The organism is Bacillus cereus group sp. RP37, assembly GCF_040459695.1.
Lineage (GTDB): Bacteria > Bacillota > Bacilli > Bacillales > Bacillaceae_G > Bacillus_A.
Genome location: NZ_JARVHP010000001.1, coordinates 803,639 through 822,208 on the forward strand (window position 1 = coordinate 803,639; position 18,570 = coordinate 822,208).

Sequence of the window (18,570 nt, forward strand, 5' to 3'; positions counted from 1 at the left end):
CGAAGGAGGATATTTTATGAAGAGAGAAGAATTGTTGGCGCCACCGTCTTATAATTTAGTTTCCGAAATAGAGAAATATACAGGTGATAAAGAGAAGCTTGCTTTAATTTGGCAAGATGATAAAGGGAATAGACGAGAAGTTACATACGCTGAGTTAATGCAAGGTGCGAATAGAATTGGAAACGCTTTTATAAAGAGTGGTCTGCAAAAAGGGGACAAGCTTCTTATCATGATGCCGCGTTTAATTGAAGCATACATGACGTATATCGCTGCGATTAAAGCAGGATTTGTCGTAATTCCGAGTTCGGAAATGTTGCGCAAAAAGGATATCGAATATCGCATTGGACACGGAGAAGTAAAAGCAATCGTAAGTTATGAGCCGTACATTGGGCAGTTTGATGATATAGAAGCGATGGAATCTCTTCAAAAATTCGTTCTGAGCGAGCAGTCAGTAGGTGGATGGATTAATTTAAAAACAGCGTTAGAAACAGAAAGTGACCTGTTAGAAATGGCGAAGACAGATAAAGAAGATATGGTCTTTTTATCTTACACGTCAGGGACGACAGGAAATCCAAAAGGTGTTGTTCATACGCATGCATGGGCATACGCTCATTTACGTACGAGCGCTCCAAATTGGCTCGGAATTGAAGAGAATGATGTTGTATGGGCGACAGCTAGTCCAGGCTGGCAAAAGTGGATTTGGAGTCCATTTTTAGCAACTCTAGGATCAGGGGCAACAGGATTTGTATACAACGGTAAATTTGAACCGAAAACATATTTAAATTTATTAGATGAGAATAAGGTGAATGTACTTTGTTGTACGCCGACTGAGTATAGATTAATGGCAAAAGTAGAAGACTTAAGTGAGTACAATTTAGAAGCTTTACATAGCGCTGTATCCGCAGGCGAGCCGTTAAATAGAGAAGTCATTGGAACGTTCCAAAAGCACTTTGATATTACAGTAAGAGACGGCTATGGGCAAACGGAAAATACATTACTTGTTGGTGTAATGAAAGGGATGGATATTAGACCAGGATCAATGGGAAAACCGACGCCAGGTAACCACGTTGATATTGTAGATGAGGAAGGTATTCCGGTAAAGATAGGAGAAGTTGGTGATATTGCAGTTCACATTGAAACACCAGCCCTCTTTAAACAGTATTATAAAGACGATGAGCGCACAGCGATGCAATTCCGCGGTGATTATTATATTACCGGTGATAAAGCGAAGAAAGATGAAGACGGCTATTTCTGGTTTGAAGGACGCGGAGATGATATTATTATTAGTTCTGGCTATACAATCGGACCGTTTGAAGTAGAAGATGCACTTGTAAAACATCCTTACGTAAGAGAGTGTGCGGTTGTCGCAAGCCCTGATGAAATTCGCGGAAGTGTCGTGAAGGCATTTATCGTATTAAGAGAGAATATAGAAAAGAACGAAGAAACATTAATTCCAATACTCCAACAACACGTCAAAGAACTTACTGCACCATATAAATACCCTCGCAAAATTGAATTTGTAGATGAACTACCAAAAACGATTTCTGGAAAAATTCGCCGTATTGAACTTAGAAAACAAGAGATGGAGATTCCTTCAAAATAATTTCGAAAATAGTTGAATGAACTACAAACCATATGATATTATAAAAACGAACACAAGTTCGATTTTATAAATTTAAAAAAGAGGTGTCCGTATGATTTTAGGTATTAATCCGTACTTAGTTTTAGATGGTAGTGGGCAAGAAGCTGTACAGTTTTATAAAGAGGCGTTAGATGCAAAAGTAGAAGTCATGCAAACTTTTGGTGACATGCCTGAAAATCCAGAATACCCGATTCCAGCTGAAGCAAAAGAGCGCGTTTTACACGCTACTTTAAAAGTTGGTAATACGGAACTTATGATTTCTGATACATTCCCAGGTCAAGGGCATGCAATCGGATCTCAAGTAACAATCGCAATTCAAATTAGTAACGCGGAAAAGGCGAAAGAAGTATTCGATAAGTTACAAGAAGGTGGAGAGGTTATCATGCCACTTCAAGAAACGTTCTGGAGCCCAGCATACGGACAAGTAAAAGATAAATTTAATATTGAATGGCAAGTTACAACGTCTACTACTGAACAAAAGTAATTTTTAGAAAAGCACCATGTTTTGAAATGGTGCTTTTTTTTATACAATAAAACAAAGGAGATGAGATATATGGGAGAAATTTGGTATGGCGGCACCATTTACACGATGAGAGAAGAAAACGAAAAAGTGGACGCTGTTTACGTTGAAAATGGCAGGATTGTGGATATCGGGACTAAAGAAGAGTTAGAAAACCGATATGTTGCGGTGAAGTTGTACGATTTAGAGGGGAAAACAATGATTCCAGGTCTCGTTGATAGTCATATGCATCTGATTGGGCATGGAGAGAGATTACTTCGTTTGGATCTATCAAATTGTACATCGTATAGCGAAGTGCTAACTCTCGTTCAGAAACGAGTAGAAGAAGCGCCAAAAGGTTCTTGGATTATTGGAGAAGGCTGGAATGAAAATAATTTTACAGATACAAAACAAGTTCACGTACGTGATTTAGATGAAATCTCTAAAGAACATCCGATTTTATTAAAACGTGTTTGTCGCCACGTTACATGGGTGAATTCATATATACTACAAGAAGCGAACATAACAGAAACGACGCAAGATCCGAAAGGTGGGAAAATTGGCCGTGATTCATCAAATATGTTAACAGGCCTTTTATATGAACAAGGGCAAGAGTTAATGAAACATGTTCAGCCTGAAATTGATGAAGCTTATTTACAAAGCGCTTTGCAAACAGCGATTAAAGACTGCTGGCAATATGGACTCGTTGGCGGGCATACGGAAGATTTAAATTATTACGGTGGTTTTAGAAAAACGCACAATGCGTTTTCTCATGTTATAAAGGAAATGCCATTTAAAGCACACTTGCTCGTACACCATGAAGTAGCACATGAACGAAAAGAATATGAAAATGAGCACTATATTGAATTGGGGGCGATGAAAATTTTTTCTGACGGCTCTTTTGGCGGAAGAACAGCTTTATTAAGTGAACCGTATGAAGATGCGCAGGAAACAAATGGGGTTGCAATTTTCTCACGTGAAGAGCTTGCGGAGTTAGTGAAAAAAGCACGAGATTTACATATGTCAGTTGCGATTCATACAATCGGTGATTTATCGCTCCAGTATGTGATTGATGCACTTGAATTATATCCACCAGCAGAAGGATTACGTGATCGGATTATTCATTGCCAGCTTGCTCGTGAAGAATTGATTGAGAGAATGAAAAACTTACAAGCCATTATTGATATTCAGCCCGTATTTGTGTCATCGGACTTCCCATCAGTCATTGAAAAACTAGGCGAGCATCGTCTTCGTTATGCGTATGCTTGGAAGACGTTACTGGAGGCAGGATTACACTGTAACGGTGGCTCGGATGCTCCAATTGAACAAGTAAATCCGTTTCTAGGTATATATAGCGCTGTTACACGCAGAAGTTTTATTGACGGTGTATGCTATATGCCGGAAGAAAGGCTAACGGCATATGAGGCTGTTTCTTTATTTACAACAGGAAGTGCCTATGCAATCGGAAAAGAAGCGAAGCGAGGGCAAATTACAAAAGGCTATGAAGCGGACTTTACGATATTAGACCGCAATATTTTTGAAATAGAGCCAGAAGAAATAAGAGAAGTACAAGCGGCGATGACCGTAATTGATGGGAAGATTGTGTATAGAAAAGGTGCGTGAAAATATATCAGCGATTTTCGGAATATATCGACTTACCGACAAAATATGACAAGAGTAGTGGCCGATAGCGAGAGAAATAAATAACCGCCGACTTATGGAATCCCATAAGTCGGCGGTTATTTTAATACTATAAAAACGTTCTCTGTACTTTTTCCCAGAAAGAATTGTTTTTTAATTTAACTGTTTTAATTTGTTTATCGCTTAAGCGTACAACAGCTTTTTCCACTTGTTTAATGCTAAGCGCTTCATTATCCAAACCGATAACAGGATAATCATTACCGTCTGGTCTTAGTTTTAAAGTTAATGTACGTTCGTGATTTAAAATGAACGGTGAACCGAGTGTACGGTATGTGTTGTTATTTAGTGATGCTAATTCACTTACTTGGAAGCAAGGGATAAGCGGATCAACAACTGCACCGTGCAATGATTTATTGTAAGCTGTACTTCCTGTTGGGGTAGAAACAACTAAACCGTCACCTCTAAATGTTTCGAAATATAAATCATCAACGTGAACATCTACAACGAATGTTTTAATAATGCTAGAACGTAATGAGAACTCATTTAAACAATGGAAAGATGTACCGTGATCTACATCTACCTGAATTGTTGGATATTTTCGCACTTCAATTTCATTTTTTGTAATTTCTTGAAGGGCTGTATCAATGTGATCAAGGTGGAAATCGCAGTAGAACGAAATTTCATCTTTCGTAGAAATCCCTGCGTATAAACAATCTTCTCTAAAACCAGTTTTACGAACGGCTTGTAAGAAAGTTGCATCATCTCCAACACTGACGATAGCGTTTGCATTTTTTGGATGATCTAATATGGTAAATCCATTCTCTTCTAAAATACGATAGATTGGTTTCATTTTTTCAACGAGCGTTGCTTTGTCATCACCATAAAAGAAAAATAAATTGCGACGATCTGCCATTATGTATCCCTCCACTGCAGTTAAATTTTCTGTTTTTCGTGCTACATATCATTAGAGTCCGTTCCCTGACGATATGTTCAAATAATATATTTCGATATAAAATGTCAAAATACCTTTTTATTTTTAGAAAAATTTTTATATTCAATCTTAAGGAGTTCTGTTTAATGATGAATAAACTTGTCGATAATGGGTACGGAGTGAAAGGATGATACGTATGAATTGGCTCGTAATTGGAATAATAATTCTTCTCCTTTTTATTTTGCTTATACTATTGTCGAAAATATCGCTTAAGGTGACATTTTTATATTCAGAAATGGAAAAGCAATGTTTGTTTCAAGTGAAAATCTGGATGATTCGATATACATTTGATGTGTTGGAAAGAATTGAAAAACAGCAGAAGAAAACAGGACAAAAAATTGAAAAAGCTGAAGAGGACGGCGGACTAGATAATAAAATTATAGCGCAACTTGATAGCATTGGTGAACTGATAAAAAAGCTGCAAGAAGTTCATACTATTGTTAAAGATTTTCTCAAACGAGTGAAAATCAATGGTTGGAAATGGCATACGCAAATTGGAGCAGGCGACGCAGCTAGTACTGGAATTGTCACTGGATATGCATGGGGGACAAAAGGAATGGCTGCTGGAGTTGTAGGACAATATATGCATATTGTCGACGTACCAGAATTTGAAATTACTCCTGTTTTTCAAGGGAAGGGATTTGCATCAAGATGTGAGTTAACAGCATCTTTTCGTATATTCCGTACTGTAAAAACAGCGATAAAATTACTCATGTTTATGAGGAAGCAAAAATCTGGTATGACAGAAAAATCTGTTCAAGCATAGGGGGGATATAGAATGGACCATCCAATTCAAGGTTTAATGACAACGGCAATGCAGCATTTAAAACAAATGACTGATGTAAATACAATTGTTGGTGACCCAATTAAAGCGGCAGATGGAAGTGTAATTCTTACCGTTTCGAAAGTAAGTTTCGGATTTGCTGCTGGTGGAAGTGAATTTGGTAAAGTAGAACATTCAGGCCGTCATCCATTTGGCGGGGGAAGCGGTGGAGGAGTTTCTATTAATCCTGTTGCCTTTCTTGTTATAAATGGAGATGGTGTGAAAGTATTACATTTAGATAAGCAAACACACGTCATCGATAAAATAATTGAATTAGCACCACAAGCTGTTGATAAAGTGAAGGAAATGATGGATAAACGAAGAGAAGACGATCCTGAATTTCAAATTTAACGAATAAAGAAGCTGATCAATAGATTAGCTTCTTTAATTTTTTTGTAAATAAAGCGATTTTATTTGCATTATCGATAGGGACAAACTATCATTTACATTGTACATATTTTGTTTAAATAAGGGAGGATTTTCAAGTGGCAAACGTAACTTTTAAAGGTAATCCAATGACTTTAGTTGGAACAGAAGTTAAAGTTGGCGATCAAGCGCCAAACTTCCAAGTATTAGCAAACGACTTATCTCCAGTAAGTTTAGAAACATACAAAGGCGAAGTAAAATTAATTAGTGTTGTACCTTCAATCGACACAGGTGTATGTGATGCACAAACACGTCGTTTTAACCAAGATGCAGCAGGTATTGAAAACGCGAAAGTATTAACAATTAGCGCTGACTTACCATTCGCTCAAAAACGCTGGTGTGCAGCAAACGGTTTAGAAAATGTTGTTACACTTTCTGACCACCGCGACCTTTCATTCGGTGAAGCTTACGGCTTAGTAATGAAAGAACTTCGTTTACTTGCTCGTGCAGTATTCGTAGTAGATAGCAACGACAAAGTAGTTTACGTAGAATACGTAAGCGAAGGTACAAGTCATCCAAACTATGAAGCAGCATTAGAAGCAGCTAAATCTGCAAAGTAATGTGAAGAAAATGACCTCTTATAAAGAGGTCGTTTTTTCTCATATATTGCTGCGTAATGGTACCAATATATGAGAAAAAACGTTATATCATATATAACTTAAAGGGGAGCTCTTTGCAGGAGGTCGCTTTTTCTTTTTGGAAAAAAACACTTTGTGGTATGATATAAGTTATGTGTAAAAGAGAGAAGGAGGAATGTACGTGAGTCAGACAGTGGAAACATTATTTTCTATTTTTGATTCTTCTGCGGTAGTTTTACGTAAAGAATTAGATGTAACATATTTAGAGGCGCTTGTAGAAACAGGGGATAACTTGTTTGAAGGAGCGATTTTACAAGAAGAATTATCCGAATCAGCAATTGAAAGGTTGAATCGTGAATATAGTACGTTTAATGAAGAAACATATAAAGGTGAAGAAATTCGTAAAGCGTTTCAGTTAGCCATCTTAAAAGGGATGAAAGAAGGCGTACAAGCGAATCACGAAATGACGCCTGATGCAGTTGGCATGTTCATGAGTTATTTATTCCATAAATTTATGCAAGGTAAAGCAGAAATTACTGTTTTAGACCCTGCAATTGGAACGGGTAACTTAATGACTACCGTATTTAATAGCGCCAAAGAAGAACTAGTAATGAGTGGATTTGGTGTAGAAGTGGATGAAGTGCTAATTAAACTTGCTTTAGTAAATGCGAATTTACAAAAGCATGCAATCGAATTCTTCCATCAAGATGGACTAGCGCCACTTTATATCGATCCAGTTGATGCAGTTATTTCAGACTTACCGATTGGTTACTATCCAAATGAGATCGGTGCAAGTGAATATAAGTTAAAAGCAGATGAAGGAATGTCATATGCTCACCACTTATTTATTGAACAAAGTGTGAAACATACGAAAGAAGGCGGGTACTTATTCTTCTTAGTGCCAAACTTCATTTTTGAAAGTGATCAAGCACCTAAATTACATGCATTTATTAAAGAAACATGTTTTATTCAAGGACTATTGCAACTACCTGTTTCCATGTTTAAAAACGAGAAAAATGCAAAAAGTATATTTGTTCTCCAAAAGAAAGGTCCTAGTGTAACAATGCCAAAACAGGCGTTATTAGTGGAGTTACCTAAATTCTCCAACATGAAGGCGATGGAGAACATTATGGATCAATTAAATACTTGGTTTGCAACACATAAATAAGGGTAGGTATATGTAACAGAGTTAGTAATTCATGTAGTACAGTTTTATATGATATGTCATATTTTTAAATATATACTAGATTTAACTGAATTTTTTTGAAATCTGTAATATATATTTTTTCTTGGTGTTATAATTTTTTCACTTGAAATATATGTCGGACGATGTTTAAATTAAAATCGTGAGTATAAAATTTGCTAATGATGAAACGTTTTCATATGTAGTAAATTTAATTAGATAAAATCGAGCGGTTTGTGGAAACATCCACACAACTACCAAGAGAAAAAGGGGCGAAAGACTAGATGTCAAAAATCATCGCGATTAACGCAGGAAGCTCTTCCTTAAAATTCCAATTATTTGAAATGCCAAGTGAAACAGTATTAACAAAAGGTTTAGTAGAACGTATCGGTTTAGAAGATAGTATCTTCACTATTACTGTAGATGGCGAAAAACAAAAAGAAATTACAAACATTCCAGATCACGCAGTAGCAGTTAATATGCTTCTTAAAAAATTAACTGAAAACGGAATCGTTAAATCTCTAGAGGAGATTGGCGGTATCGGTCACCGTGTTGTTCACGGCGGCGAAAAATTTGCTGACTCTGTTTTAATTACTGATGAAGTATTAGCTGATATCGAAGAATTAAGCGATTTAGCACCACTTCATAACCCAGCAAACGTTGTTGGTATTAAAGCATTCCAAGAAGTATTACCAAACGTACCAGCAGTAGCAGTATTCGATACAGCATTCCACCAAACAATGCCGGAATCTGCATTCCTATACAGCTTACCATATGAGTACTATGAAAAATTCGGCATCCGTAAATACGGTTTCCACGGAACTTCTCATAAATACGTAACTGAGCGTGCGGCTGAACTATTAGGTCGTCCACTTGAAAGCTTAAGCTTACTTTCTTGTCACTTAGGTAACGGTGCAAGTATCGCAGCAGTAGAAGGCGGTAAATCTATCGATACTTCTATGGGCTTCACTCCACTTGCTGGTGTAACAATGGGTACACGTTCTGGTAACCTTGACCCTGCGTTAATTCCATACATCATGGAAAAAACAGGCCAAACAGTAGAAGAAGTAGTTAACGTATTAAACAAGAAGAGTGGTATGTTAGGTCTTACTGGTTACTCTAGTGACCTACGTGACATCATTGCGAAAGAAGAAGAAGGCGATCACCGTGCGAAAGTAGCACTTGATGTATTCGTAAGCCGTATCCACAAATACATCGGTTCTTACACTGCTCGTATGAAAGGTGTAGACGCAATCATCTTCACAGCTGGTGTAGGTGAAAACAGTGCAATTATTCGTGAGCGCGTATTAGAAGGCCTTGAGTACATGGGCGTATACTTCGACGTAAAACGTAATAACGTATTTGGTGAAGAAGCATTCATCAGCTTCCCACACTCTCCAGTAAAAATTATCGTAATTCCAACTGACGAAGAAGTTATGATCGCTCGTGACGTACTACGTCTTGGAGATATTGGTTAATATACTATATGAAAAGAAAGACGAGATCCTATAGGATCTCGTCTTTCTTTTGTTGGAGATATTTCAAAATTCCATCTGGATATAGTGCTTTCTCTTTTTGAATGAATGCTGTCACGGGAATCCATCTCGCATACAATACTGTTTGCTCATCTTGTATATTCATTTTTTCCATTTCATATAGTGATGTGTCTAATAAGCGCAAAGAGTATAGTTGAATGATTTCATGACCAATTTCTTTACCTAGATGAAAGATGTTTTCTAAACAACCTAAATAATTGATAATTTCCACTTCTGTATGAAGCTCTTCTTTACATTCACGAATAACGGTATCTGCTGATTTCTCACCAAGTTCAATTGAGCCGCCAAGAGGTCGGTAATACGTTTCATCGCCTGTATGATATTCTTGTACGAGAAGGCGACCGTGATGTGTGGCAAGACCGAATGCTTTGGCACGTGGATACATATAGAATCACTCCTTATTTATTTTGTATAAAGATGATTATAATGTAGCTAAGTAGAAATTGATAACATGTATTCGGATAGATTGTTTCGAATACTAATGTAAATAAAAAGCATGCGATGTACAAGCATATTTGCAAATATGTTACAATAGAAAAAAATCGAACGAGGTGGTTGTTACGATGCGATCGAAGCGAGAACAAGCCATTTTAGACAATATAAAAGAATGGGAATCGCAATTATTTGAGCAAGAAGCGACTGATTTTCAAAAAATGTTTGATAAATGGGTACATACTACAATTGCGAAATTGCCTGAGAAAAAACGAAAAGATTTCTTTACGAAAGCAGATGGATGGCTCTTTCATTTGCATGCATTAATTCAAAGTTCACAATCACAGTTAGATGCGCGTAATCGTATTTTAGGAACGTCGAGATTATTTGATGAATCGATTGAGCAACTAGAGGATTTGAAAGCATTATCTATTGATCAATTAACATACATAGCAGAGCAGCAAACAGCACGCCATCGTCTATATTCATTCGTGCAAGGCGGAGCAACCGGTGCCGGAGGTTTATTATTATTAACGGCTGATTTTCCGGTTATGATTGCGTTAAATGTGAAGGCTGTCCAACTTATTGCGACATCATTTGGGCATGATGTGAACAAGCCTTATGAAATGATGCTTGCATTAAAGGTATTTCATGCGTCATTACTACCAGGAAGACTTCAGCAATACGCATGGTACAATTTATTGCAAGAGCTAGAGCAAGAAGATTCATTCTTCTATGAAGGAGATGAAGCGGTGTTACAACCAGCTTCTACTGAGGTTATATTAAAACAAATTTTGAAAACATTTTCGATTTATGCTCTTCGTCGTAAATTATTCCAAGGTATTCCAGTAATTGGAATGGCGATTGGATCTACAGTGAATTATCGTTTAACAAGAAACGTTACTGAATTTGCCAATAGATTTTATCAAGTGCGCCATATAGTCGAGAAAGAAAAAAGAGCATAAAAAAAGCGAGAGGCCGAGGCCTTTCGCTTTTTTAATTTGTTGCATGTTTTTTTGGCATTGAAACAGATACTGGTTGCTTTTCTGCTGTTTTTTCTGTTTTTGGATAATAAATTAAATCCAATGTTTTTGCCTGTACGGCAATCGAAAGAATAGTGAAAGCAATTTCTGTCCAATTTAAATAATATAATGAAAGCGCAAGAACAATCGCGTCAAAGACGAAGAAAATTTGCCCAATTGTAAAGCGAGTTCGTTTACTTAATACAATTGTTAAAATATCGTCTCCACCGGTTGCACCGCCAAATCGCAATATAAAACCGAGTCCAATACCAGCTAACGCACCGCCAACTACTGCAGCTACAAATAAATTATTTGATAAATCTACCGTAAATGGAGAATAATTTTCCATAAGAGAATAAAATACTCCGAATGAGATTGAACCTAAGAATGAATAGCCAACCATTTTTCTACCTAAAAATGAAGCACACAGTAGAATAATTGGGATATCCATAATTACAGTTGAAATAGATGGTGAAATATCATAAAAATTTTGGATGAATAGTGCAATACCTACAAAGCCACCTTCTGTTAAGTGGTTTTGAAAGTGAATGTGATATAGCGCTGCTGCTAAAATAAATGAACCGATTAAAACCATAAAAACTTCTTTAATAATTTGTCGACTTTGGATGTTCCTCATCGTTATTCCTTCTTTCCGTAGTTAGTAGTCCTTTTTGTGTTGTAAACTAACTACGAGCTCACATGTAGCTTTCAGTTAGTTTACGAAAAAACTAACTACGCTATATGTCGCTGAAGAAATAACGAATAATCCTCTCGTCCATCAATTCTCCCTACCTTCGTTTTAGTTTAAGTCTTAAAACGACTAAACAAAACGTGGAGTAGGATTCTTCATTTAGCAATCCTGCTCTTCTTTGTTTTGTTTAGCTAGTAACAATTAAGTCCTAAACAAAACGCTATGTGTAAGAAGAGTCTTTTTTTTGCCAAATTATCCTTCGGGCAATCATAATTTCCCCACTCTCGTATTTTTTTCGCTAGACTAAAGTATCTAAGCTGGAAAATACGCTACGTGTATGATTCGTCAATACGATGCCACATGCTCCTTCGAGCGATCATGATATCAAAATCCCTTCCTTCAAGATTTATATTATTATATCATACTTTCAAAAAATGTATGCGGATGGAAACCGACAATAAACGGAGGGAATCTACAAAAATTGTTATGTTTAAATATTTTTGTAGAAAAGCCTAAGTTATTTTGCAGAATTGGACAGTTTGTAACGGTTTGTCCAATAAGTAGGAAAAAATGTGTTTTATTCAGTTGTATCCTTTTCATCACTTTTATCTTTAAAAAACGCATCCCAGCTAATCACACTTAAAAAAGTTAAAGCGATAATAATGAAAGCGCGCATAAGCTTTAGACCTCCTTTTGTACATAGTATATGAATGATTCAATTCGGAATGTGTCATTTTTTTACAAGTCTTAACTATTATGAGAGCATATTAATATAGATAGATGAAAGGGAGAATGAAGATATGCTAAAAGACATATTCAAAAGAAAAGAATTAACATGCGTTTCATGTCAAAAAAAGATTCAGTATGAAGAAGAGTTAGTTGCTTTTGTAAAGTTGCCGAAAGAAAGAAGTATATGAGTTGGCCCGTTTGATGTGTGTTTGGCGAAAACAGCACAAGAGATATATTGTAAATCGTGTTACGACAAAAAAGCATGACCCAAAGTAATTGAGGGGCATGCTTTTTTCATTGGTGTGCTTTTCCCTCAGATACATTTTGAGTGAGTCGATACCAAAGCCAAAGGTCATTAATGATGGAAGCGAGATCGGCAATTTCTGAATTAAGTTTGCAAGAAATTTCGAAGTCTTCTTCGTGATTTAAATGATGTTGTTTTGCATTTATATAGTGTTCCAGTTCTTTTATACGATCAGGGATTCTCCCGCGAACTTGCTCCCATTTTAATAAAATAGCATGCTGCATTTTTTCGGGGATACTTTCCCAGTCTTCTTGTAAATGCGGAATTTCAATTCCTAGATGTTCATCGTATAAGAAATACTTTTCCATAAGTTCACCCCCCGTTTTCCTGCGTTTATTGTACATGAAAACAGAAAGAAGTTCGACGAAATTGTTTGAAAAAATTTGAAAATGACTCTTGATACATTTTGTAAAAGGTGTTAAAGTGTGTATTATTATAAAAGAAAATGAATATTTATTCTTTAGGGGGATGCAAAATGGAGAAGAAAAAAGTGGTATTAGCATATTCCGGAGGTCTTGATACTTCCGTTGCAATTAAATGGTTACAAGAGAAGAATTATGATATTATCGCGCTTTGTTTAGACTTAGGGGAAGGTAAAGACTTAGCATTCGTAAAAGAAAAGGCACTTTCAGTAGGTGCAATTAAATCATATATGATTGATGTTCAAGAGGAATTTGCAAATGAATATGCATTGATGGCGATGCAAGCACACACGTTATACGAAGGGAAATACCCTCTTGTTTCTGCATTATCTCGTCCACTTATCGCTAAGAAATTAGTAGAAATTGCAGAACAAGAAGGGGCGACTGCAGTTGCACATGGATGTACAGGGAAAGGGAATGATCAAGTTCGTTTTGAAGTTTCTATTCAAGCATTAAATCCTTACTTAGAAGTGATTGCGCCTGTACGTGAATGGAAATGGTCACGTGAAGAAGAAATTGCATATGCAAAAGAAAATAATGTACCAATTCCAATTAATTTAGATAGCCCATTTTCAATCGATCAAAATTTATGGGGACGCAGCAACGAATGTGGCATTTTAGAAGATCCATGGGCAGCACCGCCAGAAGATGCATATGAGATGACATTGGCATTAGAAGATACACCGAATAAACCAGAATTTGTAGAAATTGGCTTTGAAGCAGGCGTACCGACTACTTTAAATGGCACTGCATATCCACTTTCAGAATTAATTAAAACGTTAAATGCGCTTGCTGGAAAACATGGCGTTGGACGTATCGATCATGTAGAAAATCGTCTTGTTGGTATTAAATCGCGTGAAGTATACGAATGTCCAGCAGCAATGACATTAATTACGGCGCATAAGGAACTTGAAGATTTAACACTCGTAAAAGAAGTAGCGCATTTTAAACCGATGATTGAGCAGAAAATAACAGAACTGATTTATAACGGTTTATGGTTCTCACCTTTAAAACAAGCACTTCATGCATTCTTACAAGAAACGCAAAAGAATGTAACAGGTACAGTGCGTGTGAAATTATTTAAAGGTCATGCAATTGTAGAAGGACGTAAATCTGAGTACTCTTTATACGATGAGAAATTAGCAACATATACTGCTCAGGATGAATTTAATCACGATGCAGCAGTTGGATTCATTTCATTATTCGGTTTACCGACGAAAGTATACAGCCAAGTGAATCAAAAGAAGGTGGAAGCGTGAGCAAACTTTGGGGCGGACGTTTTACCGAAGAAGCGGAAGCGTGGGTTGAGGAGTTTGGAGCATCCATCTCCTTCGATCAACAATTAGTAAATCAGGATATAAACGGGAGTATTGCACACGTAACGATGCTAGCAAAGCAAGGCATCGTTACGAAAGAAGAAGCAGAGAAAATCAAGGTAGGTCTTCAATATTTATTAGAAGAAGCGAAACAAAATAAATTGCATTTTTCGGTCGAAGCGGAAGACATTCATTTAAATATCGAAAAGATGTTAATTGAAAAAATCGGTGAAGTAGGAGGGAAACTTCACACTGGCCGAAGCCGTAATGATCAAGTAGCGACAGATATGCACTTATATTTAAAAGAAAAAGTAGAACATATTATTAAGGCTACAAAACAATTGCAAACGGTTCTTGTTCATCAAGCAGAAAATAACATTGAAACCATTATGCCTGGCTATACGCATTTGCAGCGTGCCCAGCCAATTTCATTTGCACATCATATTCTTGCTTACTTTTGGATGTTAGAGCGTGATGTGAATCGTTATGAAGATTCATTAAAGCGTATTAACATTTCGCCATTAGGAGCAGGAGCGTTAGCTGGAACAACATTCCCGATTGATCGAGAATATAGTGCGGAGCTTCTTGGATTTAATGGAATCTATGAAAATAGTTTAGATGCAGTAAGTGATCGTGATTTCATACTGGAGTTCCTAAGTAATTCATCTATGCTCATGATGCATTTATCACGCTTTTGTGAAGAACTTATTTTATGGAGTAGCCAAGAGTTTCAATTTATTGAAATGAGCGATCAATACGCAACGGGAAGCAGCATTATGCCGCAAAAGAAAAATCCAGATATGGCGGAACTTATTCGTGGTAAAACAGGCAGAGTATACGGTAATTTATTTAGTTTACTTACAGTCATGAAAGGACTACCACTCGCTTATAATAAAGATTTGCAAGAAGATAAAGAAGGAATGTTTGATACAGTAAAAACAGTAGAAGGCTGCCTTCATATTATGGCAGGCATGTTAGAAACGATGACTGTCAACAAAGAAAAAATGGGGCAAGCTGTAACCCAAGATTTTTCAAACGCAACCGAAATTGCTGATTACTTAGCAAGCAAAGGACTACCATTCCGTCAAGCTCATGAAATTGTTGGGAAGCTAGTTCTACATTGCACACAAAAAGGAATTTATTTAGTAGATGTACCACTTGAAATGTATAAAGAAATGAGTTCTTTATTTGAAGAAGATTTGTATGAAGTTCTTTCACCATATGCGGCTGTAAAGCGTCGTAATAGTGCTGGTGGGACTGGGTTTGAGCAAATCCAAAACGCTTTGGAGAAGGCGAAAGGATTTGTTGGAGAGTTTGTAGGAATTAAATGATGTATGAAAGAGAAGGTAAGGTGCTTTTTTAGAAAGCACCTTACTTTTTTGTATTTAGATTTTTAGGGGGGTATCTATCATTTCATAATTATTTTTCATAATCATAAAATGATGTTTCTCATGTATCGCTAATAGTTGGATAGATTGAATCAGGTTAGGATAGTGAGCAATTGGATCTAAAAATACGATATGCCCGGCGATATTTTCTTCTATATTTTGAACAAGTTTTTTTATTTCATCTGTTTCACGGGAAAGTAATTCTTCTAATTCTTGTCCATTCATAGAATGATAGACCTTTTTTGAAGGGACTAAAATCCAAGGTGCTTTCATTCCTTTACCATGCTTTTCTTTATATTCGGCATAAATGTCGTGTATTTCAGTTTCAAATGGGGTATTTTTTCTTAGCTTTGCATAAGGGATAAGAGTGAGAGAGAATTTAATCGCTACTTTGAGCATCCTTGTAATTAAATATAAGTGATAAAAGTGTTCACCAGTAGACCATTTTTTGTCCTCTTTCCTATACCATAGTTGTTCTTGTGATAATGAATGGAGATGAGGAAGGAACTCGTTCCTTTGTACATGTAATGTGTGAAAATGTTTTGAGATATTTTCAGATTTCATAGTAGAGCATCCTCCATACTTGTTTTTTTCCTAATTATAACATTTTTCGTGAGGAGGTAAGTAAGCCTAGAGCATTTTGCTCTAGGCTTAAAGTTTCATCGATTAATCATACTTATGTCGATCTTCCGTAATTCGAATATACTCAATATCCATCAAATCTCTAAGTAATGCACCATTACTTAGTTCCACGCCATGCTTATCTTTAAAATGAGTACGAATCGTATCTAGCATTTCAATTTCTTTCCCATTCACATCTAAAATAATGCGTTCGGAATCACCCATGCAGCATCCTCCTTTTTTAAACACATATATTTTGTCCATCTATTTCTAAAAAATGTATGTTAACCTAAAGTTAGAAAATAAGAAAGGAATGGAAAATGAGGCGTATTTATTTTATAGGGTTAATTTTGTACACGCTAATTGTATTACACGTTGCATTCCCAAATATCTTTTCATTTAAGGATGTAGAAACAGTACACGTTGGGATATTTATCTTTATTCTATTTGTAGTAGATTGCTGTATTTCAATATGGCTTTCGAAAAGAAAACATGTACAAGATAAAAAAGAAATCGAACGGAAAAAGAGAAAACGTTCATTTTGGATGATGACGTACTGTTTGTCTTTAGTACTTACTGCTGTTTTCTTTAGTGAGCATATTCCATTAGAAAGATTAAATATTGGATTTGGAGCGTTCGTATTTGCATACTATTTTTTCGTGCACTTTCTTCCTTATATGAAAGAAAAGCGAGGAGAAGAGGAAGATCCGTTTGTAGAAGAAGCGAGAGAACAAGAGCATAAGAGAATAGAAGAAGATATAAAGAAACTCGGAGAACAAAAATGGTATTTAAAATCTAAAGTCATATATGTTCTGTGCTTCATTACGCCGCCAATCGGTTATTTGTATGTGTTCTTGCTTCGTAAAAAAATGACAGAAGATGCAAAGCAAACGTATTTAACGATTGCGACGATTATGATGGCACTGTGGTCTTTGAAGTTCTTACCGCCATATGTGTTGGCAGTAGTTGTTGTAGTGATTGTTTGTTTTGTGTTTATAGTGAAGTATATGAAATAAGTTGTAGTTATATAGGCTACAGCTCTATAATTATAATTGTAATAATTTTATATAATGATTTATTGAAAAAAGGGGATGCGGTATGGGTTTAATAAAATCAGTAACTGGAGCAGTGTCTAAAGCTGCAGCTGAAGTATTGGGTGGTGCGATAGAAGCGGTAGGAGAAGTTACGAATAGTAATTTCATAAAAGATGTTGGAAAAGGCGTTAATAAAGCTACTGTGAAAACTGGGGAAATTGTTGGGAATCTTGCTGATGGTACATATGATGCTATAGGTGGGCTTATTACAGACGATAAACAGCAAGCGAAGCGAGGGTACGAAGAAATACTTGGAACGGTTCAAGATACGGCAACGACAATTGGAAAAGGTATTGTACATGTTTCAGAAAAGGGAGTTGAAACGGTGCAAGCGATACGAGAGGGAGATACTGATAAAGCGATAGAGGCAGGAAAAGAATTAGCAAAGGTTGCGGCTGTAGGTGTTTTCTCGGTTGGAGTTATAGATATAGTTGATGGTGTAGATGGAATTGCTGAGGGAGTAGGAAGTGATAGCATAGCACAAGCGGTACATCCAGATGCAACTGATGTAGAATATACGACGGAGGAAAATCCAAATGCTCATCATGTAACACCCCATGAAAGAGTTTTACCTGACGGGAGAACAATATGGGTAGATGGTGATGGCGATACGAGTGTAGATACACAAGGTGGCTGGCAACAACATAATCCGGATTACAGAATTCCTAAAGTATAAATGAAAATAGGGTAGATAAGAGAAAGCCTCTTATCTACCCTATTTATTTTTATGAATTAAAGATCACCTTGCTCCTCATCACCACGAACAACAAGGACATCGCATTTCGCATAGCGAATAATATGTTCAGAGACGCTACCAATTAGGAAACGCTCAACAGCATTTAAACCAGTTGCACCACACATAATTAAATCTACTTTATGGTTTGGAGCGATTTCTTTTGAAATTTTAGATTTAGGATTACCGAACTCTAATACAGTTTCAATTTTTTCAAGGCCAGCTTCAAGCGCAGTTTTTTTGTAGTCTTCTAATAAGTCTTCTGCAAATAGATTTGCACGTTCAGCAATTGCACGGCTATAAGCTTCTACTGCTGAGTATGCTTTTACATCAACGATATGAGCAATTGTTAATGTTGCATTGTTTCGTTTTGCGACTTGAATTGCTTTTTTAAAGGCTTTTTCTGCTTCTTTAGAACCATCCACCGCGATTAAAATATTTGTATATGTATTATTCATAGTAAATTCCTCCCAATCATT

Annotated in this window: 20 protein-coding genes and 1 pseudogene; 14 read left to right on the top strand and 7 right to left on the bottom strand. The window is 36.4% G+C overall.

Going from position 1 to position 18,570, the window contains the following annotated elements; translation table 11 throughout:
- Window positions 1–16 precede the first annotated feature (16 nt).
- From mbcS to QCI44_RS04275, 3 genes are all read left to right on the top strand, one after another.
- Complete coding sequence (mbcS, locus tag QCI44_RS04265; protein ID WP_016085955.1) at window positions 17–1,603, top strand: acyl-CoA synthetase MbcS; 1,587 nt, start codon at window positions 17–19, stop codon at window positions 1,601–1,603.
- A gap of 91 nt (window positions 1,604–1,694) precedes the next feature.
- A complete protein-coding gene (locus QCI44_RS04270; protein WP_016085956.1) occupies window positions 1,695–2,126 on the top strand; it encodes a VOC family protein in 432 nt (143 codons plus the stop codon).
- Window positions 2,127–2,195: 69 nt separating this feature from the next.
- Window positions 2,196–3,764: an amidohydrolase gene (locus QCI44_RS04275; protein WP_016085957.1), complete on the top strand. Its 1,569-nt coding sequence runs from the start codon at window positions 2,196–2,198 to the stop codon at window positions 3,762–3,764.
- A gap of 127 nt (window positions 3,765–3,891) precedes the next feature.
- Here the strand turns inward: QCI44_RS04275 and QCI44_RS04280 are convergent, their stop codons facing one another.
- The gene (locus tag QCI44_RS04280) at window positions 3,892–4,695 is read right to left on the bottom strand and encodes an NAD kinase (RefSeq protein ID WP_016085958.1); all 804 of its coding nucleotides are present in this window, start codon (window positions 4,693–4,695) and stop codon (window positions 3,892–3,894) included.
- Window positions 4,696–4,900: 205 nt separating this feature from the next.
- On the opposite strand from QCI44_RS04280, the gene QCI44_RS04285 reads away from it, so the two are divergent.
- The 5 genes from QCI44_RS04285 (at window position 4,901) to ackA (ending at window position 9,261) form a co-directional block, all read left to right on the top strand.
- Complete coding sequence (locus QCI44_RS04285; protein ID WP_016085959.1) at window positions 4,901–5,539, top strand: DUF2953 domain-containing protein; 639 nt, start codon at window positions 4,901–4,903, stop codon at window positions 5,537–5,539.
- Between the two features lie 12 nt (window positions 5,540–5,551).
- The gene (gene ytfJ / locus QCI44_RS04290) at window positions 5,552–5,947 is read left to right on the top strand and encodes a GerW family sporulation protein (protein WP_016085960.1); all 396 of its coding nucleotides are present in this window, start codon (window positions 5,552–5,554) and stop codon (window positions 5,945–5,947) included.
- A 134-nt stretch (window positions 5,948–6,081) separates the two neighbouring features.
- A complete protein-coding gene (tpx, locus tag QCI44_RS04295) occupies window positions 6,082–6,582 on the top strand; it encodes a thiol peroxidase (protein WP_000024529.1) in 501 nt (166 codons plus the stop codon).
- A 199-nt stretch (window positions 6,583–6,781) separates the two neighbouring features.
- Window positions 6,782–7,768 carry a class I SAM-dependent methyltransferase gene (locus QCI44_RS04300; protein WP_016085962.1) on the top strand — a complete coding sequence of 329 codons (987 nt, stop codon included), beginning with the start codon at window positions 6,782–6,784 and terminating at the stop codon, window positions 7,766–7,768.
- A 299-nt stretch (window positions 7,769–8,067) separates the two neighbouring features.
- Window positions 8,068–9,261: an acetate kinase gene (ackA, locus tag QCI44_RS04305; protein ID WP_016085963.1), complete on the top strand. Its 1,194-nt coding sequence runs from the start codon at window positions 8,068–8,070 to the stop codon at window positions 9,259–9,261.
- Window positions 9,262–9,289: 28 nt separating this feature from the next.
- On the opposite strand, the gene QCI44_RS04310 is transcribed toward ackA, so the two are convergent.
- Entirely contained in the window at window positions 9,290–9,724 is a 435-nt protein-coding gene (locus QCI44_RS04310) for an NUDIX hydrolase (RefSeq protein WP_016136843.1), read from the bottom strand.
- 178 nt (window positions 9,725–9,902) lie between these two features.
- On the opposite strand from QCI44_RS04310, the gene QCI44_RS04315 reads away from it, so the two are divergent.
- Window positions 9,903–10,736, top strand: a complete 834-nt coding sequence (locus tag QCI44_RS04315; protein ID WP_016085965.1) for an EcsC family protein — start codon at window positions 9,903–9,905, stop codon at window positions 10,734–10,736.
- Between the two features lie 31 nt (window positions 10,737–10,767).
- Here QCI44_RS04315 and QCI44_RS04320 read toward each other — a convergent pair whose 3' ends face one another.
- The gene (locus tag QCI44_RS04320; RefSeq protein WP_016085966.1) at window positions 10,768–11,430 is read right to left on the bottom strand and encodes a YitT family protein; all 663 of its coding nucleotides are present in this window, start codon (window positions 11,428–11,430) and stop codon (window positions 10,768–10,770) included.
- An 854-nt stretch (window positions 11,431–12,284) separates the two neighbouring features.
- On the opposite strand from QCI44_RS04320, the pseudogene QCI44_RS04325 reads away from it, so the two are divergent.
- Window positions 12,285–12,479 (top strand): annotated as a pseudogene (locus QCI44_RS04325) (hypothetical protein).
- Between the two features lie 28 nt (window positions 12,480–12,507).
- Here the strand turns inward: QCI44_RS04325 and QCI44_RS04330 are convergent.
- Window positions 12,508–12,825, bottom strand: a complete 318-nt coding sequence (locus QCI44_RS04330; protein WP_016085969.1) for a hypothetical protein — start codon at window positions 12,823–12,825, stop codon at window positions 12,508–12,510.
- Window positions 12,826–12,992: 167 nt separating this feature from the next.
- Between QCI44_RS04330 and QCI44_RS04335 the strand changes: the two genes are divergently transcribed.
- Window positions 12,993–14,198: an argininosuccinate synthase gene (locus QCI44_RS04335; protein ID WP_000412328.1), complete on the top strand. Its 1,206-nt coding sequence runs from the start codon at window positions 12,993–12,995 to the stop codon at window positions 14,196–14,198.
- A complete protein-coding gene (gene argH, locus QCI44_RS04340; protein WP_016135450.1) occupies window positions 14,195–15,586 on the top strand; it encodes an argininosuccinate lyase in 1,392 nt (463 codons plus the stop codon). Before QCI44_RS04335 ends, argH begins: the two co-directional genes overlap by 4 nt.
- A gap of 54 nt (window positions 15,587–15,640) precedes the next feature.
- On the opposite strand, the gene QCI44_RS04345 is transcribed toward argH, so the two are convergent.
- Window positions 15,641–16,207 carry a DinB family protein gene (locus QCI44_RS04345; RefSeq protein WP_098486243.1) on the bottom strand — a complete coding sequence of 189 codons (567 nt, stop codon included), beginning with the start codon at window positions 16,205–16,207 and terminating at the stop codon, window positions 15,641–15,643.
- A 102-nt stretch (window positions 16,208–16,309) separates the two neighbouring features.
- Window positions 16,310–16,489, bottom strand: a complete 180-nt coding sequence (locus tag QCI44_RS04350) for a hypothetical protein (protein WP_000502807.1) — start codon at window positions 16,487–16,489, stop codon at window positions 16,310–16,312.
- 95 nt (window positions 16,490–16,584) lie between these two features.
- On the opposite strand from QCI44_RS04350, the gene QCI44_RS04355 reads away from it, so the two are divergent.
- Together QCI44_RS04355 and QCI44_RS04360 are read left to right on the top strand one after the other, a co-directional pair.
- On the top strand, window positions 16,585–17,280 hold the full coding sequence (locus QCI44_RS04355) for a hypothetical protein (protein WP_016085973.1): 696 nt from the start codon (window positions 16,585–16,587) through the stop codon (window positions 17,278–17,280).
- Between the two features lie 82 nt (window positions 17,281–17,362).
- The gene (locus QCI44_RS04360; RefSeq protein ID WP_016085974.1) at window positions 17,363–18,034 is read left to right on the top strand and encodes a hypothetical protein; all 672 of its coding nucleotides are present in this window, start codon (window positions 17,363–17,365) and stop codon (window positions 18,032–18,034) included.
- A gap of 56 nt (window positions 18,035–18,090) precedes the next feature.
- Here the strand turns inward: QCI44_RS04360 and QCI44_RS04365 are convergent, their stop codons facing one another.
- Window positions 18,091–18,549 carry a universal stress protein gene (locus QCI44_RS04365; protein WP_001066672.1) on the bottom strand — a complete coding sequence of 153 codons (459 nt, stop codon included), beginning with the start codon at window positions 18,547–18,549 and terminating at the stop codon, window positions 18,091–18,093.
- Window positions 18,550–18,570: the final 21 nt, after the last annotated feature.